Source organism: Faecalicatena contorta, from assembly GCF_003149105.1.
Taxonomy (GTDB): domain Bacteria; phylum Bacillota; class Clostridia; order Lachnospirales; family Lachnospiraceae; genus Muricomes; species Muricomes contortus_C.
Genome location: NZ_QGDS01000007.1, coordinates 1 through 26146 on the forward strand (window position 1 = coordinate 1; position 26146 = coordinate 26146).

Here is a 26146-nt window from a genome sequence, read left to right on the forward strand (position 1 = left end):
GCCAAATGAAGTTTTTAGTGTTTTGGCTGAATATCCATTTCTGCGGTTTGTCCCCTCCTTTTCCTGTCGGTCATTACTCTCATAACCCAGATGATCTTTCATTTCTCCCTGAAGCATTGATTCAAACATAGGGCCGAAGATATCTTTCAAAGCATCCTGCATGTCTCCGACGTTTTCCGGTTGGTACTGATTCAGTATTGCCTGTACCAGTGCATCTTTTTTAGGGTCACGTTTTCTTCTTGCCATAGTAGTTCTATCCTTCCTTTTCTCTGTTGTTTAGTTTAACATATCCTGACAAAAAAACAGAGTGTGAAGTTCATTTTGAACTTACACACTCTATCTTACACTCCCATTTTATCGTATTCAGCAATCAACTCAATCAAGTATTTATAGTTATCTCCTGTAATTCCAAAGCTAATTTGAGAGGGATTTTGATAAAAATCTTCTGCAAGTTTTACCATATCATTATCTACCTTATTTGCTTCAAGAACGTTTTCTTTCCAATAGTGGATACATTTGAGGGCTTTCTTGTCCTTTGAGGATAAATTCTTTTCAAAACAAAAATTCAAATCTTTTATAAAAGCATTCCAGCTTTTTATATTGAAATCTAGTTTTTCCTCTTCATACTTTATCAGGTTATCAATCTGAGCTTGCGAAACATCAGTGCTGCTTCCGACATGAGAGAAAAAAGGAAGAATGGATGGAGTTATATCTTGTTTTTCTTCTATTTGCTCATTTAATCTGGATAACCGCATTAAACGCAGCTGTAAATCGGTAATTTCCGCTTCTACTCTACGCATTTCTTCTTCAATAAAAACCCGAATATTAAAGTTGTTATTATTTACATATTGATGAATTTCAGCCAAATTCATTCCCATATTTTTAAGCGAAAGGATAACAAAAAATTTTGAGAAAGAACCTGAATCGTAGAACCTGTGCCCATACTCATTGATATGTGCTGGTTTCAACAGGTTGATTTCATCATAATACTGTAAAGTCCGTACGCTTACGCCGGTTAATTCAGCAAATGCCTTAATTTTTATATAGTGGTTCATTATTATTTCCTCTATTCTATTCTGTTTTCTGATATAACATTTGCTAAAGGGCTATATATGCCAATCACTTTCTGCCACTCGGTCTGCTCTAACTGCTTTGACAGATATAACAATTCCGCGTCGCCCTTAGTTATTGCCTTTTCATCGGCAAAGGGTAATGGCTGCATTAGTACTCCTCTTGTAGCATTATCGCCGGCCATTATAAAATGACTCGGCAGTTGCTCACTTTGTACTGTGAAATAAGCAAATAAAACATCGATATTATCAATATGTGCCTCAACTGTACCTGTGTGTAAACCTGTGTTCCAATCGCCTGTAGTTATCGACAATAAAGATTTATCATTAAATAAATCCGATACAGTTTCTTTAAATTCATTAAGTTTATTAGTGTATTCTATACTAAACTTTGAATTTGTTACCATGCAGAAAATAGAGATTTCTTTTGAAAGACGCAATGAAAAGCTTATTTTCTGATTAAAATCATTCATAGCAGATAACAACGTACAGTTTGTAATTATTTGTTCTAAAAACTTACGGATACAATCATTTCCTGTAAAATCATTTAGTTCCTTTTCTGCAATTTGATATGTATCAGCAATAACAATTCTAAAGTCCTTATTCATTGAAAACATTTTTATAATATTATTCATTTTTATCACCTCAAGGTCATTGTACTCTATTACGTAGCGTGATACGCAAGGTTTTTATAATCGATGGCGGAACGTTTACATTCTGACTGATATTAACTAATGTAAATATATTGTTGTATATTTGAAGCACATATTAACATTTAAAATAATTACAGAACAATGATAGAAAATTAAAGAAATAAAAAAAGCCCGTGTTTATAGGCTTTATGGTAAGTATTATTTTTCAAAGGTGTGTCATAAGAGTGCCGAAAACGTCGAAAACAAAAAGGTCCTCTGAAATACGGCTGTTTTTTCTTCTGAACCACTTCCCAAACATTGTCTCAAAGGTATCTATAGCTATTAAGAAATATGTTATTTCTTTTTTGTACGGTCCAATAGATAGTCAACGGATACGTCGTAATAGTCTGCCAGTTTTATAAAAACCTCAACCGGAATATTGATTTTACCTAGCTCATATTTAGAATATGTAGTCTGTTTTATATGTAGATAGTCAGCAATCTTCTTTTGTGTCTTATCACCATCTTCTCTTAGATTCCGCAAATTTTCATAAATCATATCAAATACCTCATAATGTTTTCTTTATAAGAAATCTTACGATGACTATTAAAAATAGTCCCATTACTATTATGACTAATATATATAGTAAAAAAGGTGTGCGCCATGAGGAATGGTGGAGCAGAACTCAAAAACATTTATATAACTCCAGAGCAGAAAAAAGAGTAGAGAAGTCTTCATTTACAAAGACTTCTCTACTCCCAATCAATGCGGAAGAAGAGACTTGAACTCTCATTAATACCGCTAAGAATGATGTAATCACTGGGATTGTTGCGTGTCGTGTTGCATGTCGTGTTGCATCTTTTCGAAGTAATCCAATGCCTTATTTGTCATTCTCTCTCTTACCTCTGGCAATGCATGTCTATACACCTCTTTTAATACTGAATCATTCCCCCATCCGCCAGACTCCATAATATAAGCATCTGGTGTTCCAAGCGCGTGCTGTATCGATGCATTGTAGTGCCTTAAATCGTGGAATCTGAAATGAACAAGTCCCGTATGCTTGAGTATGGTTTTAAAACGATTTGTGATGTCGTTCGGTGTTAAACCTACAGTATCCTCTTGCATTTTTCGAATCTTATCCCCCACAAAGGATGGGAATGTTACATATCTGTCTCCGGCGTAGGATTTTGGAGCTTTTATAATCCATTTCGCATCCGCGTTAAGCACCATCGTTTTTGATATGTGAATCGTATTCTTTTCGAAATCCGTCTTTCTGTTAAATGCGGATATTTCACCGCGTCTCATAGCACCGTAAGCGGCAAGCATCACAGGAACTTCCATATCGGTTCCATTCACCGCCGACATGAGGGCTTTTATATCGCTCTCAGAAGGAATATATATATCTGGCCTTAGTTTCTTTGGCAAAGTAATTTGAAGCCGTAAATCGGGCCGATAACGATTCATAACGGCGGTAATGAGTCCGTTCATATCCCTAACGGTTTTGGGAGACTTCTTAATCGCAGCGGTGTTAATTTCTCCTTGTATGATATCCTGTGTGAGGTTCTTTAGCTTGTAGTCCATTAGAGGAACCATACAATTCCGCTGCATGCTCTTGTACTTGCGTATGCTAGCCGGGGACAATACTTCGTTTCGCTCTTTAATGTATCTTTCCAAAGCCTCCCCAAATGTAAGTCTATATACAGGCTTTGCTATATCGTCCTTTTTATCGGCGAACTCTGCCGCCATAGCTTCTGCGCGCCGTTTTCCAGCCTTGGTGGGGTCCTCACAAGTGAATGACTCGTAAACACGTCTTTGCTTTTGTTTTCCCGTCTTTTCGTCAATTACGGGGTTATCCTCTTCATCACAGACTAATTCGTAATGACTGAAAACCTGACACCTCCATGATCCAGAGGGTAATTTCTTAGCTGTTGGCATAAAATCATCTCCTTTCTTTAAAATTTATCATAAAAATAACACTCGGTACTTGCCCGAATGCCCCGAAGATGATACAATATCTTTGCATAAGTGCATATCTTCGGATATGTTAACCGTTCCTGATTGCCGTCAGGGGCGGTTTTTAATTATTCTTTATCACTTAAAAGATACTTTAAATCATTGCAAGCATCAGACAAAGCCTCATCAGCATCATTAAAATTAGCCGAAAACTCCTCGATGTTTCCTGTAGGATTATCCACAACGTTTAGCAATTTATTATAAGCAGAACGGACTTCCTTAGCGGACTCGTACTGTTCAGTCAAACTTTTTGGTACTTTTTTAATACTTTTAATTCCAATGTCTATGAATTTCTCATTTGCTTTCGCGGCACCTATTTTATTAGAATAGTCTCCGTTTATGAAATATTCATTAATGGATTCGTTAAAATCTTTAAATCCTCCCGCACCATTTAGATATCTTGTATATATATCAGTGGTAGAATCTTCGACTTTAAAAATGCTATTATACCAAACAGTTTTTGTCATATTTCCGGCATCTTCGCATAACATTCCACCTTCTATTGCGTCATCATATAAATCATTAAGAATAACCAAAGTGTCATTTTCATTCTTTTTGTTAGCTGACCAAATAGACAACGCTACGATAACTAAAGCCATTATCGAAACTACGGCAATAACGATAGGAAGGTTTAATTTTTCACCATGTTTTTTCTTTATATCCTCTTCCATATATCCTCCTTTTCTTCTGTACCTTACACCAAATTCACGTTAATCCTCAAGGCGTAACATCTTCATGCGCTACTGTCTCTATGATTTGCACATCTTCTCTTTCAAAATCACATCCTACAATATGTTTTATCGCATGATTAAACGATTTCACTTGTTTTTGCTCACATAGCCTATTATTAATAAAAATAGAGTATGTTCCATCTTCATTTTGCGTAACAATTTCATTTGTTTTCATGTTATCCAGCAAAAATACTTGATAATCAATCATCAGTAATACCGCGCTCCTTTCTTTTTAAAGCCATAAGCATATCATAAGTAGTTTTTAGGTCTTCTGGTTCAGCATCTTCTGCCGCGTTAAATAGCACTCTTAGATCTTTATTCTCAAATAGTTTTTGTGCCATTCGAGCAGTTTCATCATTAAGATAATATTTTTCTCCTCCTTTCTTTTCTTCTCCGGTCATGAGGTAATCAACAGACACCCCAAAATAGTCAGCGAGTTTCTTCATGTTGTCTGCCTTAGGAGTGCTCCTCCCCCTTTTCCAATCACTTAAAGTTGACTGTGTAACTCCGGTTTCTTTAGCTACTTTGTAAGCTGTAGCACCAAAACTTTGTAATAATTGCTCAAAAATCTCATACATGATTTGTCCACCTTTCACAAACATGGATAAATACTATGAAAATCCGATAATAATATTGACATTATCGAAAATGCGTAGTATAGTATGAGTATGCAAAGGGAAAGCGGTATTTCCCAACAGCATACTACGGAAATGTTTAATTTATTCGACAAATAAATATTATCACATTTCCGTAGTAAAAACAATACCACAAGTAAGGAAAGGCGGTGTAAAATTGTACAAAAAATTTGCTGAATTATTGGCAAAAACAAACAAAACGGCTTATCAAGTGTCAAAAGAAACTGATATACCGCAGTCAACTTTAAGCGATTGGAAGCGGGGACGTAGTACTCCCAAAATGGACAAATTAAAAATCCTAGCCGATTACTTCGGTGTATCTATTGAGTATTTCTTAGAGTAGGAAGGAGATTAGATGAACGAATTACAAATTTTCAACAGTCCAGAATTTGGACAAGTAAGAACAGTACAACTGAATAATGAAACCTACTTTGTAGGAAAAGATGTTGCGGAGGCACTTGGTTTTACAAATCCTCGTGATGCAATTAAAACTCATGTTTTCGATGAGGACAAGGGAGTAGAGGTAATCGACACCCTTGGTGGAAAACAAACTATGGTAGTAATTAATGAATCAGGTCTATATGCACTGGTATTTGGGAGTCGATTAGAATCAGCTAAGCGTTTTAAACGCTGGGTAACATCCGAGGTTCTTCCCTCTATCCGAAAGACGGGAACCTACCAGAAGCAATCCATACCGGAGCAGATTAAAACTATTGCAATCGGTTATACAGAACTGGAAGAGAAGGTTGATACCGTAAACGAGGACTTGCAGAATTTCAAGCAGGACATGCCCATTCTTGGCATAGAGGAAAGCAGAATCACAACAGCAGTAAAACGTATGGGTGTCAAATGTCTTGGTGGTAAAGACTCACAGGCTTATGCGGACAAGTCATTACGTGGAAAGGTTTATTCAGATATCCATAACCAGCTTAGACGGGAGTTTGGGGTTACTACATACAAAGCAATTAAGAGAAGTCAGGTAGATAAGGCAATAGAGGTTATAGAAGCGTATGAACTGCCTACGGTCTTATGGGAGCAAATTGTAGATACTAATTCACAGATAGCTATGTAAAGGAGGCAAAACATATGGACGAATCAGCGATAAAGTCAATTAAACTCAACATAGGCCTGGGAACTAAAACTAATATCGATGATGTGTTAGGCAAGGTAAGAAGGTTGGAAAGCCTTTTGGAAGAGGTTAAAACATTGTCTGACGAAATAACCTCTTCCGGGATAGAACTAGAATTTGAAGTCCAGAGTTAGGTTAACTTCTTCTCCGCAATGCGGACAGATAGACTTCCCGGCATGAGCGGAAATCTTTTTTTTGCAGTTCGGGCATTCGAAATCAAATTTTTCAGAAGCCATTTTTGTTCTAGCTTCTTTCAGGATTTGCTTTTCGATATTCTTGAAATTTAAATTTGTTTTAACTTTAACACCCATTTTCGTTTCTCCTTTCTTTTGTACTGGGCTACTGCAATAGCCTGTACTTAGATTATAGGAGAATTGGAAGAAAATAACAATAAGGAGGTGATAACGATGCCAAGATTATCCATCAGCAAAGATGAGGAAATGAACCGGGCCTTAAGGGGCAGCATCAAATATGCACAAGAGGTAAAAGGAATGGACGGATTAAAACTATCGAAGCTGACCGGAATCCCAAAGAGTACTCTGTACCATAAAATCAGGAATCCGGACAAATTTACCGTCCGTGAGTTGCGCATGGTATTTAAGGTTCTTGGTTACCGCGAAGATGACAAGGAAAAGTTTGCCCGTGAATCAATATAGAAAAGGAGGACAGCTATTGCAAAAAGAAGAGAAGGAAATGGAGCGCATCATGTCCGCCTGGGATTGGTTCGTAGCAGGGTTAATACTTGGGAATATAAGCCTAATAGCATTAATCCTGTACATACTGCAAGCGGGACCGTTGTAACAAAAAAGCGCATAGAAAGGTCGGCAAACCTCATGCGCTCAAACAAATATTCACTATTATATTAACAGAATAGGAGGGATTTGTAAATGGAAAAATGGATAGCTAGGGGTATTAACCCTTTTACTGCAACTACAGGTGATGCACTCATACTTGCGGGATGCAGGTACTTAAATAATGCACAATATCCCAGCATGGTTGAATTAGCAGCCATTATTGGAATAGAAAAGATAGAAGAACCGGAGGACAAGCCATGTACAGAGGAGTAGGACCGGAGGCAGGAATAATAGTTCGGGAATAGGATGCTTTTACATATGCTTTCCAACGCTGCTTACATGGGACCATAGACCAGCAGGAAACATTTATGGAGATCGCCCAACATGCGGAGGATATAGAAAGTTTTGCAGAGGGCATTATAGATTGGTTTTATTCCGAGCAATGGACTAAAAGCTTCGGAGATGAAACGGAGGTTGACGATGATGGAGAATATTCCGGGGTATGATGCATGGAAGACCGCGCCGACAGACGAAGAGGAAGAGGACGAGCAGGAACGGCGGTTCAAGGTAAGGAAACGGCACTATAACAATTATTGTGATTATATGGAGGAAATTATAAATGGCAACATTATATCAGATTAATGATGAGATTATGAATTGCGTTGATATGGAAACAGGAGAAATTATTGACGCTGAAAAATTGGCTCAGTTGCAAATGGACTTTGATGTAAAAGTGGAAAATGTGGCTTTGTGGATAAAAAATCTTTTGTCCGATGCGGAGGCAATAAAAGCCGAGAAACTTAAACTTGCAGAGCGTCAAACTGTTTGCGAAAACAAGGCCAAGAATTTAAAAGAGTATTTGTCCGGATTTTTGGGTGGACAGAAGTTCAGCACACCAAAAGTCAATATTACATACAGGAAATCGGAAGCCGTAAACGTCTTTGATATATCTGGACTGCCGGAAGAGTACCTTAAAATTGCAGACCCTACAGCCGACAAGACAAAAATAAAAAAGGCTCTAAAAGAAGGTACGGAACTTGTAGGCGTTGAACTTGTTGTAAATCAAAATATTCAAATAAAGTAGGTGATTGTATGCAGAAATTCAGGAGTTTAAGAGCGGATGAAATTGATTGTCGTATAGCAACAGTCAAAAGCAACGGATTATCATTACTGCTGTATAAAGATGCTCGGTGCGACATGAATATCTTAGATGAAACTGTAGGACCTGAGAACTGGGAACGTAGACATACCAGAGATAATGCTAATTGCATTGTGAGTATATGGGACAGCGATAAAGATCTGTGGGTTTCTAAAGAAGATACCGGAACAGAAAGTTTTACAGAGAAAGAAAAAGGTCTTGCATCTGACAGCTTTAAGAGAGCGTGTTTCAATTGGGGAATCGGCAGAGAACTATATACAGCACCGCATATTTGGATTCCGTCTGACAAGTGTTCGATAGAGACAAGTGACAAAAAGGACCGATATGGAAAGCCTGTTATGACTTGCAAAGATAGATTCTCTGTGGAACAAATAATTTACGATGAAAACAAAATCATCGTTGCACTATCTGTTAGAAACGATACTAGAAAGCAACGTGTATATGTGTATGATAACAGACCAAAAGAGAGTGATAAAAAGTGAAATTCACAGGCCGATTAAAAGAACCAGTTATTGATTACCTTACAGGCCGCCTGACTATTTTATTTGAGACATACGAGGACTTTAGAGAAGCCTATGAGGAATTGAAGGACAAGGGTATATTAAGCCTTGAAATAAAGCCGTACAAGAAGAAACGAAGTTTAGATGCTAATGCCTATTATTGGGTACTGCTTACCAAACTTGCAAGGCTACTGGAATTGTCAAATCCAGAAGCGCATAATCGGATGATCTGTCACTACGGATATCCCGTAATTATAGGAGGAGGACTTGCAAGGACACCGCTACCCGATACGGAGGAAGTAGACCGTAAAATAAAAAATGCTACAGAATACCATCTGAAATCTACGTCCGATGTAAAGGCTGGAAAAGACGGAGTCACGTACAGGACCTACATAATGATGAGGGGTTCCAGTGAGTACAACACTGAGGAAATGGCGAGATTGATTAAGGGTCTTATATCGGAGTGTAAGGACTACGGCATACCGGATTCGGAGATTGCTACACCGGATGAAAAGCGGCTCCTAAAGAAAGTGTACGGTGTTGATATTGGCTAAGAAATTAAAAAGTGTATTTACGGATGATATGCAACACTGTTATTTTACAGGATCGCCAAATTGCCACGTTCACCATATTTTCTATGGTTCAAGACGAAAGTTATCGGAAAAATACGATTTCACAATTCCTTTAAGAGCAGATTTGCACGAGTTTGGACCGGATAGTGTACATGAAAACCCTAATAAGGGATTAGACCTAAAATTAAAACAAATGGCACAGACTTACTTCGAAAAACATATAGGAACCCGTGAGGAGTTCCGTTGCATATTCGGTAAGTCTTGGCTATAGAGTAACCCGTCTTTTGCGCTTGCGGGTACGTCACAAACATTCGTAAGCCGTTTCATACCTCCCGGTAACACGGGAGGGGAAAGGAGGGCAGATGACAGAACAGTTACCTGGACAGATGGATATCTTCGATATGATTGAGGACCCAGAAGTACAGGAAAAAAATAAATTTGATATATTGATTCATATTCCGGTCGGTAGTAACAATGCCGTGAAGCGTAAACATCTGTGTACGGTTACCGGACTGATTGATAGAACAATGCGAGATTTCCTTCACGATGCACGCAAGTTAATACCGATTATAAACCTCCAGAACGGGAAGGGGTATTTTATACCTGACATGAATTTGGAAGAGGATAAAAGGATGCTTGCACGTTGGGTAAGACAGGAGGAAAGCAGGATAAAAGAGAGCCAGCTAATTGTAGATGTGGCAAAGCGAACGCTAATAAATTGCGGTGAAGATTGGAGGTGCATGGATGGCAGAAGTCAAGTGGATTAAGATAACAACCGATATTTTTGACGATGAAAAAGTTTTGCTGATAGAAAGCCTTCCAGAGTCAGATTCCATTATCGTTATATGGTTTAAGTTACTATGTCTTGCCGGGAAAATGAATAATAGTGGAGTGTTTATGCTTAATGATTCGATTGCATATACAGACCAGATGCTTGCAACTATCTTCCGGAGGAAAGAAGCAACGGTAAAAATGGCCTTAAATGTGTTTGAAGACTTTGGAATGATTGATAGATTTGAAAATGTAATTACAATTCCTAACTGGGGAAAACACCAGAATCTTGATAGCTTGGAAAATAAAAAAGAGTACATGAGGGGGTACATGAGAGATTACCGGAAGAAACAAAAGTTGTTAGCAGTGAGTAAAACTAACGGTAATTCTAACAGTATAACTAATGTTAGCTCCCTAGAAGAAGAAAGAGAAAGAGATAAAGAAGAAGGAGAAAGAGAAGAAGAGGAAAGAGTAAAAATCGACTATCAGCAGATAGCTGACATGTATAATGCCACTTGCGTGTCATTCCCACGGCTCACTAAATTATCAGAGGCTAGAAAGAAATCAATCAAAGCCAGACTTAACCAATACACTGTTGATGATTTTTCCAAACTTTTTGAAATGGCAGAGTCAAGTAGTTTCTTGAAAGGTAAGAATGATAGAAACTGGTCTGCAACATTCGACTGGTTGATGAAAGATAGCAATATGGCGAAGGTGCTTGATGGGAATTACATAAACAGCTCAGGCGCACCGGGGCCTAAGCCGAAGCAAGACAAAATAAGCGAGGTGGACAGCTGGTGACAAGGGATGAATTCAAAAAAATTGTAAAGGCCATACGCGGGACATATCCAAACTGTCCTATAAATAATCAACAGATATTTGACCTCTGGTACGAAATGCTAAAGGACCTTGATTATCAGACAGTAACCGAGAATTTGAAAAGGCACATTAGAAGTAATAAGTTTGCTCCTGCCGTGGCAGAGTTGCGGGGAGTTGTTGATTCTAAGGATTTTAACAATTTCAAACGCCGTCCATACAACATGGATGCGCTGGAACGGCAGTTATTAGAGGCAGACAGGGAAACAATAGTCAAAATCGAAGTAAAGAGTGAAAATGACATGGACAGCCTTGAGCAACAGCTTATAGGCAGATAGGAGGAAAGATGGAAGGCAAGACATTTGAACAGCGAATAGCTGAGTTGGTAGAAGAGAAGTTAAACAGTGGAATGGTGGAGGAAATCATCGAGGAAAAATTGAGGGTAGGTGTTTCAAGTGCCGTTGAGGAATTGTTCACATGGAGAGGAGACGGGAAGAAAGCCATTGAGGAGAAAATGAAAGAAATCATGGTCCCGGTTATTGAGAGACACGATTTTAACCAGTACATAGTAAAGCTGGATTCCGTACTGACTGAACTGGTTAACAGCACCAACCTTGCGGACAACAAGATTATCTTGGAAAACTTCAAGGAGCTTATGAAGGAGCCGGAGCAGAAGGAAATTAAGTTGTCTGAGATATTTGAACGGTATTGCAAGCGCGTGGCTGCCGAAGTGGACACGAGCAACCTTGAAGCAGAGTGTGAGGACGGAGAACCGTATTATTCACACGTAACCGCCAACATGGAAGTTGAACACGAGGATAAGAGATGGTTTAAATCCAGTTCAGATAATTGTATTGTGAGATTTACGTGTGAAGAAGACGAGGGCCTGAATTGCCAGATAAAACTATATAGATTTAACCATGAGAAAAATTGGAAAATCCTCAGCGGGATCGGGGACATAGAAATTAATTCCTTGCGTCATGCGAGTAATTTTGAGGTATTCTTGTTAGTTCTCAAGCGGAGTTTTACAGAAATCATCCTTGATACGGAAAGTGAATGTGACGATGATATTGAGCCAGATGAAAAGCCAGAGTGGAGTTTGGATTAAGGAGGACCTATGACCACAATCGAATTAAAAAACGGTTACTACATAGAGATTGACCCCATGAATTACACCCTCAAGCAACGGTACACAGGGACCGCAAAGAACGGGGATAAAAAAGAGTCTGAAAGGGTATGCGGATACTTCGGAAAAATCAGGACTGTTATTGAGAAGTACATATTTATCGTTCAGCTTGACGTAACGGACGGTGAGAGGCTTTCCATGCAGGAGTATGTCAAAACTATCGAACAGGTAAATAAAATCGCCGTACAAGGCTTAGTGGAAGGGCTACGGCAATATGAGATTCAGAGGGGGCGTAAGAATGGAAGCAATTGAATTTTTCAAGAAAGCAAAACGTATGTGCAGTAATAATTTTGGTTACTGTTCCGAATGCCCTCTTGATATGTATTGCTGTGATGGAGTTTTCGCGGCTGACGAGGGAGAAGCAGAAGATATAATTGCAATAGTCGAGCGGGAGGAATAAGCATGGCACAGGATGTAAAACATAGCTACAGCGGCACCCGAAAGACATCCGGCGGATTCAAGAGTGGCAATATGAATAAGTTCATCTTTGCCGGGACCAAACGGAAGAGGCGGAAAGTGAGAAAGAAGGGTAAGTAATGTGTAAGAGGAAAAGCATGTATTCCCCATATTACTCCAAGATACAAGACCTACTCTTCCAGGGTATGCCAATCCAGGAGGTATGGTTGTACATGAAGATATATTTTGGGCTGTACGCGGATTTGCGGACACTATACCATTATATACAGGTTAGCGGGTTACAGTGGTTTATACCTAAAAAATTAGAATATTAATGGAGGTATGATTATGGGATTTTTGAAATAGCTTTACCATCAGTATAAAGTATATAAACTTAAAAAGTCATTACCCCGAAATGATGATAGTGATTTCCATAGAAATTTTGTCCATTGTTTGGATGAAGGGTTTTCGCAAAGCCAGGTAGTTGCTTTGATGAATTTATTTAATTCTTTAGGAAATTAAAATTTAGAAAAGGAGATGTAGAAGCTATTGAAAGATATTAAGTATGATTCCAGCCGTCCTCTAATGCGATTAGAAAAAGGAGACAGAGCTATTATAACTTATCGCAAGTCTATAATAGAAAATGATAAGGATAGGGAAAGATATGCAAACTTGCCAAGCGGTAATTATGAAGCCGTGTGTGTGTAGAACCGTATCGACTTGAATGTGCGGACTATCCGATACTCAATGGGTCTTATTGTTACTGGAGAGGGAATAAATGGGGGACATCGGCTTTGATATATGGAGATGAGCCAGGGCAGCAAAACTGATATTTCGTGAAAGGAGAATCATGAATAGAGAAGAAGCAATTAATGTTTTAATTGCACTGGGGGTTTGTTGTACAACCGGATTAAATTGTGAAGAGCATTGTCCGTTCTATAGCGAAGATGGGAACAGATGCAATAAATGGAATGACGAAAGAGCGAAAGAAGCTGTAAAGATTCTTAGAAGAGAATCCGGTAGCTGAGCCGGGGAAAGGGGTAGGTATGTACGGAAATGAAGGTGAGCGATGGGTGATGATAAAAAAATTATCCATAAATGGCTTAATGATTAATGAAGAGGGAACGGAATTCAAGATATCCCCGTATTACTCTGTGCCGCATGGGTATACGTCCATAAAGTACGAAGGGATATTGCTCTTTATACCGGACAAGATATTTGAAGAGCATTTTGTGAGATGGGATAAGTATAAACAGTACTATAAGCTGGGTGATATTATCAAAATAAATGCTAACGGAAATCTCGAAGATTATAGCATTGAGGAAATAGATGGTGACGGTTGTTACGTTACATTGAGCTTAAAACGTGATTAGCTAAACCGCAATTTAAGAAATTTAATAACAGAAAGGAGTCGGAAGCTCCTGCAGGGCATAGTGTACACGGCTTCCTTTCGTAAAAAATGGATAAATACATAACAAGTTCAAATAAAGAGGATTGGGGAACTCCACAATGGTTGTTTGAAGAGTTGGACGGAGAGTTTCATTTTGATTTAGATCCGTGTGCGGATAGCAAAAATCACAAGTGCAATCTGTATTACACTAAAGAGCAGGATGGACTAAAGAAAGATTGGCAAGGACACACGGTATTTTGTAACCCTCCGTATGGCAGGAAGAAAACAGCGGTTTGGATGAAAAAGTGTGCAGAGGAGGCAAAGAAGCCTGGAACTAAAGTTGTAATGCTTGTTCCTGCAAGAACGGACACAATTGCGTTCCATGAATATGTATGGAACAAGGCAGAAATAAGATTCTTAAAAGGGCGATTGAAATTTGAAGTTGACGGGAAAGAGCATAAAGATCCGGCACCGTTCCCAAGTATGGTTGTAATATTCAGACCGGAGGTGCGGATAAATGAAAGCAATCTTTAAATATCCAGGAAGTAAATGGAGTATTGCAGAATGGATTATAAGTTTTTTCCCAGAACATCACAGTTATTTAGAAGCGTTTGCCGGAAGTTCGGCTGTATTGATGAATAAGCCGAGAAGCAACATAGAAACTATAAATGATTTGGACGGGAATGTTGTAAATTTGTTTGAGTGGATACGTAAAGACCCGGAACGTTTGGCTAGAGAAATATACTATACGCCGTATGCAAGGCAGGTATATAACGCTGCCTTTGAAACGGTACCAGAGGACTCATTTGGTAAGGCGGTTAATTTTTATATAAGGCTAAACATGGGACACGGTTTTAGGACAACAGGGGAAAAGGTAGGATGGAAGAATGATGTGCAGGGCCGTGAACGTGCTTATGCTTCACAGGATTGGTGTAACCTGCCTGAGAAAATCATGCTGGCAGCGGAAAGGCTCAGGGGTGTGCAAATCGAAAATCGTCCGGCCGTGGAACTGATTGAAAGATTTAATAATCCGAAAGTACTGATTTATGCTGATCCTCCATATGTGCTGAGTGAAAGGCATGGTAAACAATACCGTTACGAAATGGCAGAAGATAAACAGCATCATGAGTTGATAGATGTATTACAGGCTCATAAAGGCCCTGTGCTTCTAAGCGGATATGATAGCGAATTATATAATAACCGATTACAAGGCTGGTACCGGGAAGAAACAACATGCTATTCGCAGGTTTCAAGTAAAAAGAGAGAAATATTGTGGATGAATTTTGAACCAGTAAAACAGATAAGCTTATTTAACTAAATCAGCATTTAGTGAAAGGAGGAATTATGTTAATCAGGAGTCAGGATAAGGACATTTTAATAAATCTGCATAATGTATCACAGTTATATACAGTCGGATTTTGTATAACAGCAGACTTTGCAGACAATAGAGATAATGGGTTTAGAGATATTGGTAATTATTCCAGCGAGGAAAAAGCAATCAAGGTACTGGATATGATACAGGATAATTATGCAAAGTTGGACTGCGTTCATCACGGCGTTTATATTCATGGGGATTGCGATAGTGTCTTCCAGATGCCGCAAGATTCGGAAGTGGAGGTATAAAGATGGAACGATTAACAATTTATGCAGACATGGGATTGGATGATTGGGAACAAACCTGTTACAGAGTCTCATTTGACCCAGAAGGAGCTTATAACATATTAGATTTGGCATTCCATTATGGACAAGATGGTGATGCGGAATGCGCAAACATCCTACAGGACATATCTGTTAGATTAAAAGCATATGAGGATATCGGCCCCACCCCGGAGCAGCTATTAGAGATAGACAAGATGTATTCGGAGAAATGCCGGGAGGTTGCGGAGCTGAGAGCAGAGTTGAAAGCGTATAAGGATACCGGAATACCTCTGGAAGATATCCTTGAATACAAGAAGTTTGAGGACGAGTTAGTAGCCAAGAGTATGACTTTCGGATATGTATTAAGACTTATACATGCAGACGAACGGAGGAAATCAGATGAATAAATACGATTCCATGCCCCAGGATGTAAAAGAATATGCAGAGCGTAGAATCCACGAGAGCGGAGTAAGATGCGTTCCGGGGCATTATCCAGTATTTGAATCTAAAGAGCAGGTTGATAAATGGTTGGAAATGACGGAGTTCATGCGGAAGAAAGGAGCGGAGGCGTTGAATGAATGAGCAAGAAGTAATTAATGAACTGCATCGAATGAAAAAGCAGTTGTCAGGTGCACAGGGATGTTCTATCAAAACTCAAGAAGTGAATCAATACAGAGCGTTGTGTCTAAGAAGGGCGATAGCAGCACTGGAAAAGCAGATACCATATAAGCCAACTACTCCAATTATTGGCGTGGGAAAGTGTAAGTGCGGCGTAGAGTTTTTAGACAGGAAAACGAATTATTGCGGTAATTGTGGACAACGGCTAGATTGGGGTGCAGAGTGAAATATAGAAGAACCAGAAAGGAACAGAACCGAGACAGCCAGCAACACTATGGAGGACTGGCAGAAAAAGAACCGGATGGGGATGCAGCTAAGAGATTTGTTAGGAAAGCATATAGCAGTTATGGGAAGACAGGGGATTCCAAGAGGGGAGTAAATATAGGTGAAAATAATTAAAGAATTGTTTGCTTTCGTGAGAATCGTAGGGGCTTATTTGAAAGAAAGTCATATGAGAAACAAGCTGTATGAACACAGAATCAAGATGTTAAAGATATACAAAGAATATGAGAATAGTGAACTTCAGATGTCGGAAACAAAATACTGGTTAGGAGAATTACATGCAAGAATTATTAGTTGGAGGAGCGAATTATGAATAAAAAAGAGGTATTGGAAATCAAGAAACAGTTCACCCCGGCAAATTGTGCCATCACCCGTATATGTGGTTGCTATGTGGACCATGAGAAAAATAAGAGGTTACAGACAAAGGATGCTTTTCTATCATTGCCGGAAGAAGACGCATTTAAGTATTTTGAGATATTCAAGAAAACTCTTTCAGGCAGTATTGGAAAGAATATGCTGAACATGGAGTTTCCGATTAATTCAGAAATGCCGGGAGGAACACAAGATTTCCTGTTAAAACTTAGAAATAGCAAGTTGCAGGATGACGAACTTCTGGAACAATTCTACGACAAGATTATTGACAGTTACCTATACGATAAGAATTATTATATCGTCCTGATTCATGCCATGTACGATGTTCCCGGCAAGTCTTCTGATGGCACAGAGATGTTTGACGCGTCAGACAACGTCTATGAATACATAATGTGTAGCATATGCCCTGTAGGATTGTCTAAGCCAGGATTAAGCTACGATGCAGAAGATAACCGCATACATGACAGGATAAGGGATTGGGTTGTAGATAAGCCGGATAAAGGGTTTCTTTTCCCGGCATTTGCAGACAGGGAAACAGACATCCACAGTGCATTGTACTACACCAAAAAAGCCAGTGACCTACAGGAAGATATGATTGAGAGAGTTCTTGGAACTACGGTACCGGTATCTGCTCCCTCACAAAAAGATTTATTTAATGAATTGATTGAGAGTACTCTCGGAGAGGATGCAGATTACAACACGGTCCGCAATATACATGAAACTTTGAATGAAATGATTGAGGAAAACAAGGAAGACCCAGAGCCATTGGAACTGGACAAATTTATTGTGAAAAGGTTATTCGAAAAATGCGACGTAGACTCAAAGAAGATGGAACTGTTTGATCAGCACTATAAATCTACCGTGGGAGAAAGGAAAACTCTGCTTGCGGAGAATATCACCGAAACCAAGAATCTAAACATAGAAACACCTGCTGCTACTGTGAAATTAGATGCCGCCCGAATGGATTTAGCTGAAACAAAGATAATTGACGGCAGAAAGTGTTTGGTTATTGCAGTGGACGATTATCTGGAAGTAAATGGAGTTGCGGTAAGGGCTGTAAAGTGACTGCCGAGGATGACGGTGGACAAGTATGCAACATGGAAAGAGGCCGGACAATGGAAAAACGCAGATATAGGAGCGGTATACCATCCATAATACATAGCGCGGTAGATAAATACGGAACGGAGTATTGCCAGCACCTTCCTGTTAGATACTGCTGCTATATGGAGTGTGGGCGTTGTAAGGAGATTGCAAAGAAAAGGAGAAACGCGGATGGATAACGCAGACAGACGTTTATGTAAAACGTGTATATATAAACCATCTCCGATAGATAAGAAAAAGCTGGAAATGCATTGCGACTATATAGAGATTGCCGGGGAGATGAGAAAGTGTCCTGTAGAGGATTGCGACAAGTATGTAAAGGGCCGCAGGACTAACAGAAGGAAACATCTTAGAATGGGAAGGGGTGGTATAACTGGACAGGCAAAAACTTAAAAAATATATCAAGAATAAGGGTAGGCTTGAAAGGATAAATAATAGGATAGATTACCTCTGCAACAAGGATATAGAGGTTGTAAGTGGTAAGGTGGTAGGTTCAAGCAGAGATTTTCCATATACGGAGGTAAGGACTACTGTACCGATGTATGACCCGGCGGAAAATGAACGGGTGAATAAGGAGATTAGGGGAAAGCAGGCAGAGAGGATTCTTGTTCAACTTGAAATGGAGGAGGTAGAGAAGTACATAGAGGGTATTCAGGACGGGGAGGTAAGGGAAATATTTGAGTTGCATTTTCTACAGGGGATGAAGCAAAAAAGCATATCCGAAAAGATAGGATATACGCAAGGGAGGATATCACAGTTAATCGGAAACCAGCTTAAAGATTAATAAAGTTAATAACATTAATAGTCCATAGTATGATATAATTACCATAGAACGATTAGAACATAAAATAACCGTTCGAATTTCGTACATCGAAGTCCTCCTTACAAAAAGTGCTGCCTTAGAAATAGGGTGGTGCTTTTTGTTATCCGGATAGTGCCACGCAGGGCACGATAAATATTAATGCTAACGGGCGGATGTCCGTTAAGGGAAGTAAGCTAATCTGGTGAAAGCGGCAGACTGAAAATCTGTAGAGCCAGGCTCGAAACCTGGGCTTCCCATTCCCGGAATTTTTGTTGCGGTAGTTCGCCGGGTGTAACTATAAACAAGTAGATTCAGGAAGTCCGATAATTTTCTGTATTGTATAGTGTGTTGGAAGAAGAACCGCGACAGTATGGAACCACTACCCTCATTGTGCTTCCATATCTCAGGTAACTTTGCCTATAGGGCATTATAATATATTGGAACGTACTCCGGTGTCCTTCGGGCCCGGGGTCTTTTAATTGGGAGAAGGAGTAACGAAAGCACTCTGTTAAGTCAAGGTGCTTTTTGATTGAATATACCAGATATGGTGTTATAATGGAAATAAAAAAGGAAAGTAGGCTGGAAAGAATTGGAAGATTTATCAATCATGACAGAGGAAGAAATAATAGAGCGTGGGAAAGCATATGTTCGCAGGATGAATGAACTGGTCAAGAAAATATCTGCATATATTTCTGAAAGAAAAGGCGATTATAACGAATTGCAGATAGAATACAGGGAACTAAAAACGGAGATAGCGGAAGAAGCTAAGCAATTAAGAAGGAAAAAGAATGATATTTCAAACATATCAAGCGTTCATGCTGCGTACCAGGACGGAATAACAGGCAGTGATGCGTATGGATTTGAAGCAAAAGTCAATGATAAGATAACAAAACATACTTTACTGTCACTAAGCGAGGCAAGATATAGATTCACAAAGCACACAAAAAAATTTAATGATGATTGAGTAAGGGGTGAAAAGTAGTGGCAAGGAGCAGAAGCCCGGATTCAATTAAGGCAGAAGAGTTATTCCATTCCGGTATGAGCCTTGTTGATATAGCAAAAAAGCTAAAGAAGCCGGAGGGAACAGTAAGACGATGGAAGAGCACTCAAGGGTGGGAAGATAAAGGCGAACGTTCGGAAAAGAAAAGTGAACGCAAAGCGAGCGTTCGGAAACAGAATAAAGAAAATAAGATTAAAGCCATTGCAGATGATGTCAGTCAGGTAATAGAAAATCCAGATCTGACCGATAAGCAAAGGCTTTTTTGTTTGCACTATGTAAAGTGCTTCAATGCTACTAAAGCATATCAAAAGGCGTACGGATGTTCATATGAAACAGCCATGACAGAAGGGTGCAATCTCCTAAGGAATCCTAAGATAAAAGCCCAAATACTTCAGCTTAAGCAAAACAGGTTTAACCGTGAGATGCTGGACGAGTCGGACATCTTTCAGAAATACATGGATATTGCATTTTCAGATATTACTAATTATGTGGAATTTGGAAATGAAGAAATAGAAGTAACCACCAAAAACGGAGATACCAAGGAGATAACAGTTAGCTATGTAAATATTAAAGATTCCTCACAGGTGGATGGATCGCTAATTAGAGAGGTGTCACAAGGGAGAGAGGGAATAAAGGTTAAGTTGCTGGATCAGATGAAAGCTCTTGACTGGCTAACTACACATATGGATTTTGCTACTCCGGAGCAGCGGGAGAAATTGAAACTACTTGAAGCGCAGCGAAAAGCACTGGAAAAAGGGAACAATGATGAGGATAACAACGAAGATATAATAATTATTGATTCATGGAGCGGTGATGAAAATGAAGAGGATTAACATACAAAAAGAAGTTAACCCACATTTCCGCCCTGTATGGACCACAAAAGAGCCTTACAACGTACTTAAAGGCGGTAGAAATAGCTTCAAGTCTTCTGTAATAGCGTTGCTATTGGTGTTCATGATGATACCATTCCTCAACAAGGGGCGGAAGGTAAATATAGTTGTTATTCGTAAGGTGGCTAATACAATCCGTGATTCAGTATTCCTAAAGATACAGTGGGCTTTGTCTAAGTTCGGCTTGCTGAATAGATTCCAATGTAATGTTGCTCCATTTAAGATAACGCATAAAAAGACCGGTTCGACATTCTTTTTTTACGGTCAAGATGATTTCCAAAAGCTAAAATCTAATGATATTGGCAACATCATAGCGGTATGGTATGAAGAAGCGGCTGAATTCGGTAGCAGTGAGGAATTCGACCAAACAAATGCCACGTTCATGCGGCAGAAACCGCCGGATGTGGATACAGTAAGATTCTTCTGGAGTTACAATCCTCCCAGGAATCCGTATCATTGGATAAATGAGTGGACAGAATCGCTCATAGGGCAGACTAATTATCTTGTACATAAGTCCAGCTACCTCAATGATGAACTTGGATTCACTACACCTCAGATGATAGAGGAAATTAACAGAATTAAGGATAATGACTATGATTATTATAGATACCTGTACTTGGGAGAAGCGGTTGGACTTGGGACTAATGTGTATAACATGGCATTATTCCATGAGATAACAGAATTGCCTACTGATGACAGGATAATTGCAATATATTATTCTTCTGACGTTGGACACCAGACTTCTGCAACATCTTGTCTGTGCTTTGGATTGACTGCCAAGGGGAATATTATACTGCTTAATATGTATTATTACAGTCCGGCAGGAAAAGCCGTTAAAAAGGCTCCCAGTGACCTTGCAAGCGATATTCATAACTTTGTTGAAAAGACTTCTAGACATGAATATGTGGGGAATGCTCCTATCATGAATCGAACAATAGATTCAGCGGAGGGAGGACTTCGGAACCAATATTATAAGGATTACGGGCAGAGATGGCACCCGGTATCAAAACTGAAAAATGTAGATATGATTGATTACGTCCATGACTTATTAGCTCAGGGACGTTTTTATTATTACAGTCCTACAATAAAAACCGGACTTCCTAATTGCGATAATTTGAGATTATTCATAGAGGAACACAAGAAGTACCAGTTTGACGAAAAGACACTTAACAGTGATGACCCGAAGGTTATCAAGGAATTTGACCATTCTGTAGATGCCTTTAAGTATGTATGTGTGGATAATGCCAGGGATTGGAGGCTGAAAAGGTAGGTGATTACGTGGGAATTATACAGACGATTAAAAATCTATTCAAGAGAGGAGGATATATAGCAATGGGAGAAAGGCTGGCTACAATAAACGACCATCCGAAGGTCAATATAGACCCACACGAACTGGAACGCATTTCACGTGATTTCAGGGAGTATGCTGGTAATTATCCGCTTGTAAAATATATTAATTCAAACAATGATGCTTATGAACGGGATTACTGCTTTCTAAATATGCGAAAGCTGACAGCGGAAATGATGTCATCCCTTGTATTCAACGAACAAGTAGAAATAAGTGTTGATGATGAGAATGCCAATAAGTTTATACAGCATGTGTTTGAACACAATGACTTCAAGAAGAATATGATCAGGTATCTTGAGCCTATGTTTGCATCCGGTGGACTTGCAGTAAGGCCGTATGTAGATATAGATACAAAAGAAGTAGAGTTCTCCTGGGCTTTGGCTAATGCGTTCTTTCCGCTAAGACATAACTCTGGTGGAATAACAGAAGGTGTCATGATGTTCAGTACCGTAAAAACGGAAAATAAGAAGACCGTTTACTATACGTTGCTTGAATTTCATGAGTGGAACGATACAGACTATGTAATAACCAACGAACTTTACCGTACAGAAGACCGAACCGTAATAGGCGATAAGGTACCACTTGGTTATAACGGTGTATATGAGGGGATAGAACCTGAAACAACCATTACAGGATTGAGCAAGCCGATATTTAATTATCTTAAACCCAGTGGATTTAACAATTTCTCTCTGGACAGCCCTCTTGGTGTAGGAATATGTGATAATGCCGCTACTACCCTCAAACAGATTAATGATACCTACGACCAGTTTAATTGGGAGATTCGAATGGGGCAGAGGAGCGTGATTGTCAGCGACCATCTACTTAATTATACATTCGATGAGCAGGGAAACAGAATAGGACCTGTATTTGACCCGGATGTGAATATATATCGCCCAATGAGAATGGATGGGGACACGGATTTCGTAAAGGATATTACACATGATATTCGAACAGAACAATATATAGCTGCAATCAATCAATTTTTCAAGACACTTGAAATGCAGATGCAGTTATCAGTTGGCACATTCAGTTTTGACGGACAGAGCGTTAAGACAGCAACGGAAATTGTATCAGAGAATTCTCTTACATACCGAACACGAAATATGCAGTGTAATGAGGTGGAGAAGTTCATCAAAGGGCTTATAGTTTCGATACTTGAAATTGCAGCAGCAACAACGGTAAAAGGTAGCAAGCTATATACCGGGACTATACCAACTTTTGAACAGATTAGCGTAGATTTCGACGATGGAATATTTGAGAGCGCAGAACAGAAGCTGGAATTTTATAGTAAGGCCAAGCTTTCCGGGCTTGTTCCACCGACAGAAGCAATCAAGGGTGTGTTCAAGTTGACAGATGAAGAGGCTTTGAAGTGGCTAAAGCTGATTATAGAACAGGAATCTATGACAGGCCCGGCAGAGCAGGAAGAATCGGCGGTTAAGGAAGAAATAGGAGAAGAAGAGTAGAGGGTGATTGAATGAAGGATATCCCGAAGCAAATAGATTTATGGGCATGGCAGATGTCGGAGTTATACAATGCCCTTGAAGGTGAAATCATCCGGTCAATTGCAAAACGCATGCTTAACTGGCACACAGATATAACGGATTGGCAAGCCCAGGCCATGAGAGATATGGACTTGTATAAAAAAGATATTGCTGAAGAAGTTTCTAAAGTAACTGGAATAGCAGCGGAAGAGGTGGAGCGGATATTTAAAGAGATTGGGGCAGACACGTTAAACAGCGTGGATGATTCAGTCCCGTATCCTACACTGGAAATTCCGAACGACATTGACATGGTTATGAGGAGCTATTACAACCAATGTTGGAGCGGCATTGATAATTATGTCAATCAAACGCTTATAAGCACTAATTACGGTTACGGCAGCGCAATTACAAAGGCTTATACGCAGACCCTAAACAAAACACAGGCCCTATTTAATACCGGGCTGTATACGCTGGACGAGGCCATGCAAGCATCTGTAAGACAGTTAGCAGCGCAAGGCATCCGGTCTACATTTATAGATAAGGGCGGACATACATGGAGCATGGAACGATATGTAAGGACTGTTATGCAATCTACTCTATCCAATACATACAATGAGTTACGCACTTCCCGGATGGAAGAATACGGCATTCACACAGTTGTTGTTACATCACACATGGGAGCGAGAAAAGCATGTACAAGGATACAAGGGAATGTAGTAGACTTAAGGCCTGTATCGGAAATTCCGGCAGATAGCAAATATTTGTCCATATATGACCCGTACTGGCAAGCAGATTACGGCAGCCCCGGAGGGCATAGAGGATGTAACTGTAAACACAATTGGATAGAGTTCATTCCAGGAGTTAATACAAACAATCAGCCAAAGTATGACGAAAAGGAAAACGAACTTGTCAGGAGCCTACAGAAAAAACAAAGAACACTCGAAAGAGCAGTCGTGAAATACAAAAAGAATAGAATGATTGCGGATGAATTTAAGGATATCAATTCTTACAAATATTATGACAGAAAAGTGAGAGGTTTCCAGTCTAAGCTGAGGGACCTTGTGAGTAGCAATGATTATTTAGCCAGAGATTACAAGCGAGAGAAAGTGTATACACCGCTTGACACGCTTATACAGACATTTAACTATCAGGAAATAAGACCTAAGTAATGGTCTTTTTTTATTGCCCTAGGCAAGGCGTAAAAAGGCTTATGTGACTAACGAATTGTGAAGCGACCACGTAAAAAGCGTATAGGAGGGAAACATTATGACATTTCAGGAGTATTTGACTTCCAAAGGATTAACAGAAGAACAGGTTCAAGGAGTTATTGACGGTATGGGAGAAAACAAGTTCTTCCTTGCCAGCGAAGAGAAAATGGACGAACGTTATCCAAAGATTAAGGCAGAGAATGAGCAGCTTAAAGGTCAACTAGCAACTAACCAACAAGAGCTTGAGACTCTCAAGAAGTCCGCAGAGGGTAACGAGGATTTAACCAAGCAGCTCACGGATTTGCAAGCAGCTTTTAACAACTCAAAGGCAGAGTCAGAATCCGCGCTGAAAGAGCAACAGAAAGAGTTTGCTATCAAACTTGCTTTAAAGGATAGTGGCACACTGGATGAGAATATCATCATGGGATTGCTCAACAAGGACATCATCAATATTACGGATGACGGGATTATGGGATTGAAAGACCAGATAGAGAAAATCCAGGGAGAAAAGCCGTTTCTGTTTCAAAAAGCGGAGCCGGATAATGAGAATCCTGACACTCCTCAAATTGTAACCAAAGGAAATGCGACAGGGAAAGATAAGCCAGACCCATCCGACCCATTCGCAGCTAAGTTAGCAAAATATGAATAAAAGAAAAGAGGTAAAATTATGCCAACAGCAAATCAAGATTTAGCAGTAAGAAGCTATCAGAAACAGTTTAGACAGTTATTGCAGGCTGTATTTAGAAAACAGTCTTACTTTGCCGACTTCTTCGGAGGTGGCATTGAAGCACTTGACGGTGTACAGCATAATGCTGTAGCGTTCAGCGTAAAAACATCAGATATCCCTGTTGTGGTTGGGGCCGCTTACAACAAAGGTGCAAACGTGGCGTTCGGGACTGGAACAGGAAACAGTACAAGATTCGGGGCAAGAACAGAAATTATCTATACCGACACTGACGTACCTTACACATGGGAATGGGTATTCCACGAAGGTATCGACAGGCATACAGTAAATAATGATTTTTCAGCAGCTGTAGCGGACAGACTCGAATTACAGGCACAGGCAAAAGTACAGAAGTTTAATTCACAGCACAGTGCTTTTATTTCATCTGTTGCCGGGCATGAGGAAGAACTCGCAGACTTTACAGCAGATTCTGTATTAGCGTTATTCAATGCACTGTCAGCTTACTACGTAAATATTGAAGCGATCGGTACAAAGGTAGCAGCAGTTAATACTGAATTATACAATGCAATTGTAGACCATCCGCTTGTTACTACGGGAAAGAATTCATCTGTAAATATTGATGAAAACGGTATTTTACGATTCAAGGGATTCCAAATTAAGGAGACTCCTGATTCACTGTTCCAGACAGACGAATACGCTTACATATATGTTCAGAATGTAGGAAAGGCATTTACAGGAATTAATACCGCAAGAACCATTGAGTCAGAGGACTTTGACGGCGTAGCATTACAGGGCGCAGGAAAGGCCGGAGAATTTATTATTGACGACAATAAAAAGGCTGTGGCGAAAGTAGTAAAAACGGGGGAGCCGTAGGCAGGGCGATTGAAAGTCCTGCTGCTTACATCACAATGACAAACGCACAACTAA

General features: G+C 39.6%; 46 protein-coding genes and 1 tRNA gene. 38 read left to right on the forward strand and 9 right to left on the reverse strand.

Going from position 1 to position 26146, the window contains the following annotated elements; translation table 11 throughout:
• The 8 genes from A8805_RS12270 to A8805_RS12310 form a co-directional block, all read right to left on the reverse strand.
• Positions 1-246: transposase (locus A8805_RS12270; RefSeq protein ID WP_181392820.1), on the reverse strand; the 246-nt coding region annotated here is incomplete at its 3' end.
• A gap of 95 nt (positions 247-341) precedes the next feature.
• Positions 342-1055, reverse strand: coding sequence for a MerR family transcriptional regulator (locus A8805_RS12275; RefSeq protein ID WP_109711552.1), 714 nt, complete (start codon positions 1053-1055; stop codon positions 342-344).
• A gap of 11 nt (positions 1056-1066) precedes the next feature.
• Complete coding sequence (locus tag A8805_RS12280; protein ID WP_109711554.1) at positions 1067-1705, reverse strand: Hsp33 family molecular chaperone HslO; 639 nt, start codon at positions 1703-1705, stop codon at positions 1067-1069.
• A 351-nt stretch (positions 1706-2056) separates the two neighbouring features.
• Entirely contained in the window at positions 2057-2245 is a 189-nt protein-coding gene (locus tag A8805_RS12285; RefSeq protein WP_330405935.1) for a helix-turn-helix transcriptional regulator, read from the reverse strand.
• A gap of 273 nt (positions 2246-2518) precedes the next feature.
• Entirely contained in the window at positions 2519-3637 is a 1119-nt protein-coding gene (locus tag A8805_RS12295) for a site-specific integrase (protein WP_109711560.1), read from the reverse strand.
• 146 nt (positions 3638-3783) lie between these two features.
• Positions 3784-4386, reverse strand: a complete 603-nt coding sequence (locus A8805_RS12300; RefSeq protein ID WP_109711562.1) for a hypothetical protein — start codon at positions 4384-4386, stop codon at positions 3784-3786.
• 46 nt (positions 4387-4432) lie between these two features.
• Complete coding sequence (locus A8805_RS12305) at positions 4433-4654, reverse strand: hypothetical protein (protein WP_242992375.1); 222 nt, start codon at positions 4652-4654, stop codon at positions 4433-4435.
• The gene (locus A8805_RS12310) at positions 4647-5024 is read right to left on the reverse strand and encodes a helix-turn-helix domain-containing protein (protein WP_109711566.1); all 378 of its coding nucleotides are present in this window, start codon (positions 5022-5024) and stop codon (positions 4647-4649) included. The genes A8805_RS12305 and A8805_RS12310 overlap by 8 nt, the downstream gene beginning before the upstream one ends.
• Before the next feature lie 214 nt (positions 5025-5238).
• Between A8805_RS12310 and A8805_RS12315 the strand changes: the two genes are divergently transcribed.
• Genes A8805_RS12315 through A8805_RS22140 form a run of 3 tightly spaced genes read left to right on the forward strand, consistent with a single transcriptional unit; the run spans position 5239 to position 6344 of the window.
• Complete coding sequence (locus tag A8805_RS12315; RefSeq protein WP_109711568.1) at positions 5239-5424, forward strand: helix-turn-helix domain-containing protein; 186 nt, start codon at positions 5239-5241, stop codon at positions 5422-5424.
• A 12-nt stretch (positions 5425-5436) separates the two neighbouring features.
• Positions 5437-6153 carry an ORF6C domain-containing protein gene (locus tag A8805_RS12320; protein WP_207657698.1) on the forward strand — a complete coding sequence of 239 codons (717 nt, stop codon included), beginning with the start codon at positions 5437-5439 and terminating at the stop codon, positions 6151-6153.
• Positions 6154-6167: 14 nt separating this feature from the next.
• Complete coding sequence (locus tag A8805_RS22140; protein ID WP_181392821.1) at positions 6168-6344, forward strand: hypothetical protein; 177 nt, start codon at positions 6168-6170, stop codon at positions 6342-6344.
• On the opposite strand, the gene A8805_RS12325 is transcribed toward A8805_RS22140, so the two are convergent.
• Entirely contained in the window at positions 6321-6521 is a 201-nt protein-coding gene (locus A8805_RS12325; RefSeq protein WP_109711570.1) for a hypothetical protein, read from the reverse strand. The genes A8805_RS22140 and A8805_RS12325 overlap by 24 nt on opposite strands.
• A gap of 96 nt (positions 6522-6617) precedes the next feature.
• Here A8805_RS12325 and A8805_RS12330 point away from each other — a divergent pair, with 96 nt between their 5' ends.
• From A8805_RS12330 to A8805_RS12480, 35 genes are all read left to right on the forward strand, one after another.
• A complete protein-coding gene (locus A8805_RS12330; protein ID WP_109711572.1) occupies positions 6618-6866 on the forward strand; it encodes a hypothetical protein in 249 nt (82 codons plus the stop codon).
• 231 nt (positions 6867-7097) lie between these two features.
• Positions 7098-7277, forward strand: a complete 180-nt coding sequence (locus A8805_RS12335) for a hypothetical protein (protein ID WP_109711574.1) — start codon at positions 7098-7100, stop codon at positions 7275-7277.
• 95 nt (positions 7278-7372) lie between these two features.
• The gene (locus A8805_RS22145; protein ID WP_181392822.1) at positions 7373-7510 is read left to right on the forward strand and encodes a hypothetical protein; all 138 of its coding nucleotides are present in this window, start codon (positions 7373-7375) and stop codon (positions 7508-7510) included.
• Positions 7485-7646 carry a hypothetical protein gene (locus tag A8805_RS22150; RefSeq protein WP_181392823.1) on the forward strand — a complete coding sequence of 54 codons (162 nt, stop codon included), beginning with the start codon at positions 7485-7487 and terminating at the stop codon, positions 7644-7646. The genes A8805_RS22145 and A8805_RS22150 overlap by 26 nt, the downstream gene beginning before the upstream one ends.
• Before the next feature lie 25 nt (positions 7647-7671).
• Positions 7672-8088, forward strand: coding sequence for a siphovirus Gp157 family protein (locus tag A8805_RS12340; RefSeq protein WP_242992377.1), 417 nt, complete (start codon positions 7672-7674; stop codon positions 8086-8088).
• Positions 8089-8096: 8 nt separating this feature from the next.
• Entirely contained in the window at positions 8097-8645 is a 549-nt protein-coding gene (locus A8805_RS12345) for a hypothetical protein (protein ID WP_109711578.1), read from the forward strand.
• Complete coding sequence (locus A8805_RS12350; protein ID WP_109711580.1) at positions 8642-9217, forward strand: hypothetical protein; 576 nt, start codon at positions 8642-8644, stop codon at positions 9215-9217. Before A8805_RS12345 ends, A8805_RS12350 begins: the two co-directional genes overlap by 4 nt.
• 380 nt (positions 9218-9597) lie before the next feature.
• Entirely contained in the window at positions 9598-10002 is a 405-nt protein-coding gene (locus tag A8805_RS12360; protein WP_109711582.1) for a hypothetical protein, read from the forward strand.
• Complete coding sequence (locus A8805_RS12365) at positions 9980-10807, forward strand: phage replisome organizer N-terminal domain-containing protein (protein WP_109711584.1); 828 nt, start codon at positions 9980-9982, stop codon at positions 10805-10807. The genes A8805_RS12360 and A8805_RS12365 overlap by 23 nt, the downstream gene beginning before the upstream one ends.
• A complete protein-coding gene (locus A8805_RS12370) occupies positions 10804-11160 on the forward strand; it encodes a replicative helicase loader/inhibitor (protein ID WP_181392824.1) in 357 nt (118 codons plus the stop codon). The genes A8805_RS12365 and A8805_RS12370 overlap by 4 nt, the downstream gene beginning before the upstream one ends.
• A gap of 8 nt (positions 11161-11168) precedes the next feature.
• Positions 11169-11930 carry a hypothetical protein gene (locus A8805_RS12375; protein ID WP_109711589.1) on the forward strand — a complete coding sequence of 254 codons (762 nt, stop codon included), beginning with the start codon at positions 11169-11171 and terminating at the stop codon, positions 11928-11930.
• 9 nt (positions 11931-11939) lie between these two features.
• A complete protein-coding gene (locus A8805_RS12380) occupies positions 11940-12260 on the forward strand; it encodes a hypothetical protein (RefSeq protein ID WP_109711591.1) in 321 nt (106 codons plus the stop codon).
• Positions 12247-12408 carry a hypothetical protein gene (locus A8805_RS22155; protein ID WP_181392825.1) on the forward strand — a complete coding sequence of 54 codons (162 nt, stop codon included), beginning with the start codon at positions 12247-12249 and terminating at the stop codon, positions 12406-12408. Before A8805_RS12380 ends, A8805_RS22155 begins: the two co-directional genes overlap by 14 nt.
• A gap of 2 nt (positions 12409-12410) precedes the next feature.
• Positions 12411-12545 (forward strand): hypothetical protein, encoded by a 135-nt coding sequence (locus A8805_RS22775; protein ID WP_278321245.1) that lies wholly within the window; start codon positions 12411-12413, stop codon positions 12543-12545.
• Between the two features lie 709 nt (positions 12546-13254).
• A complete protein-coding gene (locus A8805_RS22160) occupies positions 13255-13431 on the forward strand; it encodes a hypothetical protein (protein ID WP_181392826.1) in 177 nt (58 codons plus the stop codon).
• A 19-nt stretch (positions 13432-13450) separates the two neighbouring features.
• Entirely contained in the window at positions 13451-13777 is a 327-nt protein-coding gene (locus tag A8805_RS12390) for a hypothetical protein (protein WP_109711595.1), read from the forward strand.
• 86 nt (positions 13778-13863) lie between these two features.
• Positions 13864-14328: a DNA N-6-adenine-methyltransferase gene (locus A8805_RS12395; protein WP_109711597.1), complete on the forward strand. Its 465-nt coding sequence runs from the start codon at positions 13864-13866 to the stop codon at positions 14326-14328.
• Positions 14312-15112 carry a DNA adenine methylase gene (locus A8805_RS12400; RefSeq protein WP_109711599.1) on the forward strand — a complete coding sequence of 267 codons (801 nt, stop codon included), beginning with the start codon at positions 14312-14314 and terminating at the stop codon, positions 15110-15112. Before A8805_RS12395 ends, A8805_RS12400 begins: the two co-directional genes overlap by 17 nt.
• 26 nt (positions 15113-15138) lie before the next feature.
• Positions 15139-15417, forward strand: a complete 279-nt coding sequence (locus A8805_RS12405) for a hypothetical protein (RefSeq protein WP_109711601.1) — start codon at positions 15139-15141, stop codon at positions 15415-15417.
• 2 nt (positions 15418-15419) lie between these two features.
• Positions 15420-15839, forward strand: a complete 420-nt coding sequence (locus A8805_RS12410; RefSeq protein ID WP_109711603.1) for a hypothetical protein — start codon at positions 15420-15422, stop codon at positions 15837-15839.
• Entirely contained in the window at positions 15832-16014 is a 183-nt protein-coding gene (locus A8805_RS12415; protein WP_109711605.1) for a hypothetical protein, read from the forward strand. Before A8805_RS12410 ends, A8805_RS12415 begins: the two co-directional genes overlap by 8 nt.
• Entirely contained in the window at positions 16007-16276 is a 270-nt protein-coding gene (locus A8805_RS12420) for a hypothetical protein (RefSeq protein WP_109711607.1), read from the forward strand. Before A8805_RS12415 ends, A8805_RS12420 begins: the two co-directional genes overlap by 8 nt.
• 159 nt (positions 16277-16435) lie before the next feature.
• Positions 16436-16645, forward strand: coding sequence for a hypothetical protein (locus A8805_RS12425; protein WP_109711609.1), 210 nt, complete (start codon positions 16436-16438; stop codon positions 16643-16645).
• Entirely contained in the window at positions 16642-17769 is a 1128-nt protein-coding gene (locus tag A8805_RS12430) for a DUF4317 domain-containing protein (protein ID WP_109711611.1), read from the forward strand. Before A8805_RS12425 ends, A8805_RS12430 begins: the two co-directional genes overlap by 4 nt.
• A gap of 50 nt (positions 17770-17819) precedes the next feature.
• A complete protein-coding gene (locus A8805_RS22170; RefSeq protein WP_181392828.1) occupies positions 17820-17984 on the forward strand; it encodes a hypothetical protein in 165 nt (54 codons plus the stop codon).
• Positions 17977-18198 (forward strand): hypothetical protein, encoded by a 222-nt coding sequence (locus tag A8805_RS12435; RefSeq protein ID WP_109711613.1) that lies wholly within the window; start codon positions 17977-17979, stop codon positions 18196-18198. The genes A8805_RS22170 and A8805_RS12435 overlap by 8 nt, the downstream gene beginning before the upstream one ends.
• Before the next feature lie 172 nt (positions 18199-18370).
• A complete protein-coding gene (locus A8805_RS22600; protein ID WP_242992379.1) occupies positions 18371-18589 on the forward strand; it encodes a sigma factor-like helix-turn-helix DNA-binding protein in 219 nt (72 codons plus the stop codon).
• 202 nt (positions 18590-18791) lie between these two features.
• Positions 18792-18864, forward strand: a tRNA-Phe gene (locus A8805_RS12445).
• A gap of 350 nt (positions 18865-19214) precedes the next feature.
• A complete protein-coding gene (locus tag A8805_RS12450; protein WP_109711617.1) occupies positions 19215-19571 on the forward strand; it encodes a hypothetical protein in 357 nt (118 codons plus the stop codon).
• A gap of 17 nt (positions 19572-19588) precedes the next feature.
• Positions 19589-20440, forward strand: a complete 852-nt coding sequence (locus tag A8805_RS12455; RefSeq protein ID WP_109711619.1) for a terminase small subunit — start codon at positions 19589-19591, stop codon at positions 20438-20440.
• Complete coding sequence (locus A8805_RS12460) at positions 20427-21767, forward strand: PBSX family phage terminase large subunit (RefSeq protein ID WP_207657699.1); 1341 nt, start codon at positions 20427-20429, stop codon at positions 21765-21767. Before A8805_RS12455 ends, A8805_RS12460 begins: the two co-directional genes overlap by 14 nt.
• 62 nt (positions 21768-21829) lie before the next feature.
• Positions 21830-23308 (forward strand): phage portal protein, encoded by a 1479-nt coding sequence (locus A8805_RS12465; protein WP_109711623.1) that lies wholly within the window; start codon positions 21830-21832, stop codon positions 23306-23308.
• An 11-nt stretch (positions 23309-23319) separates the two neighbouring features.
• Positions 23320-24495, forward strand: a complete 1176-nt coding sequence (locus tag A8805_RS12470; protein ID WP_109711625.1) for a phage minor capsid protein — start codon at positions 23320-23322, stop codon at positions 24493-24495.
• A 97-nt stretch (positions 24496-24592) separates the two neighbouring features.
• The gene (locus A8805_RS12475; protein ID WP_109711627.1) at positions 24593-25183 is read left to right on the forward strand and encodes a phage scaffolding protein; all 591 of its coding nucleotides are present in this window, start codon (positions 24593-24595) and stop codon (positions 25181-25183) included.
• An 18-nt stretch (positions 25184-25201) separates the two neighbouring features.
• Positions 25202-26092, forward strand: coding sequence for a phage capsid protein (locus A8805_RS12480; protein WP_109711629.1), 891 nt, complete (start codon positions 25202-25204; stop codon positions 26090-26092).
• Positions 26093-26146 lie beyond the last annotated feature (54 nt).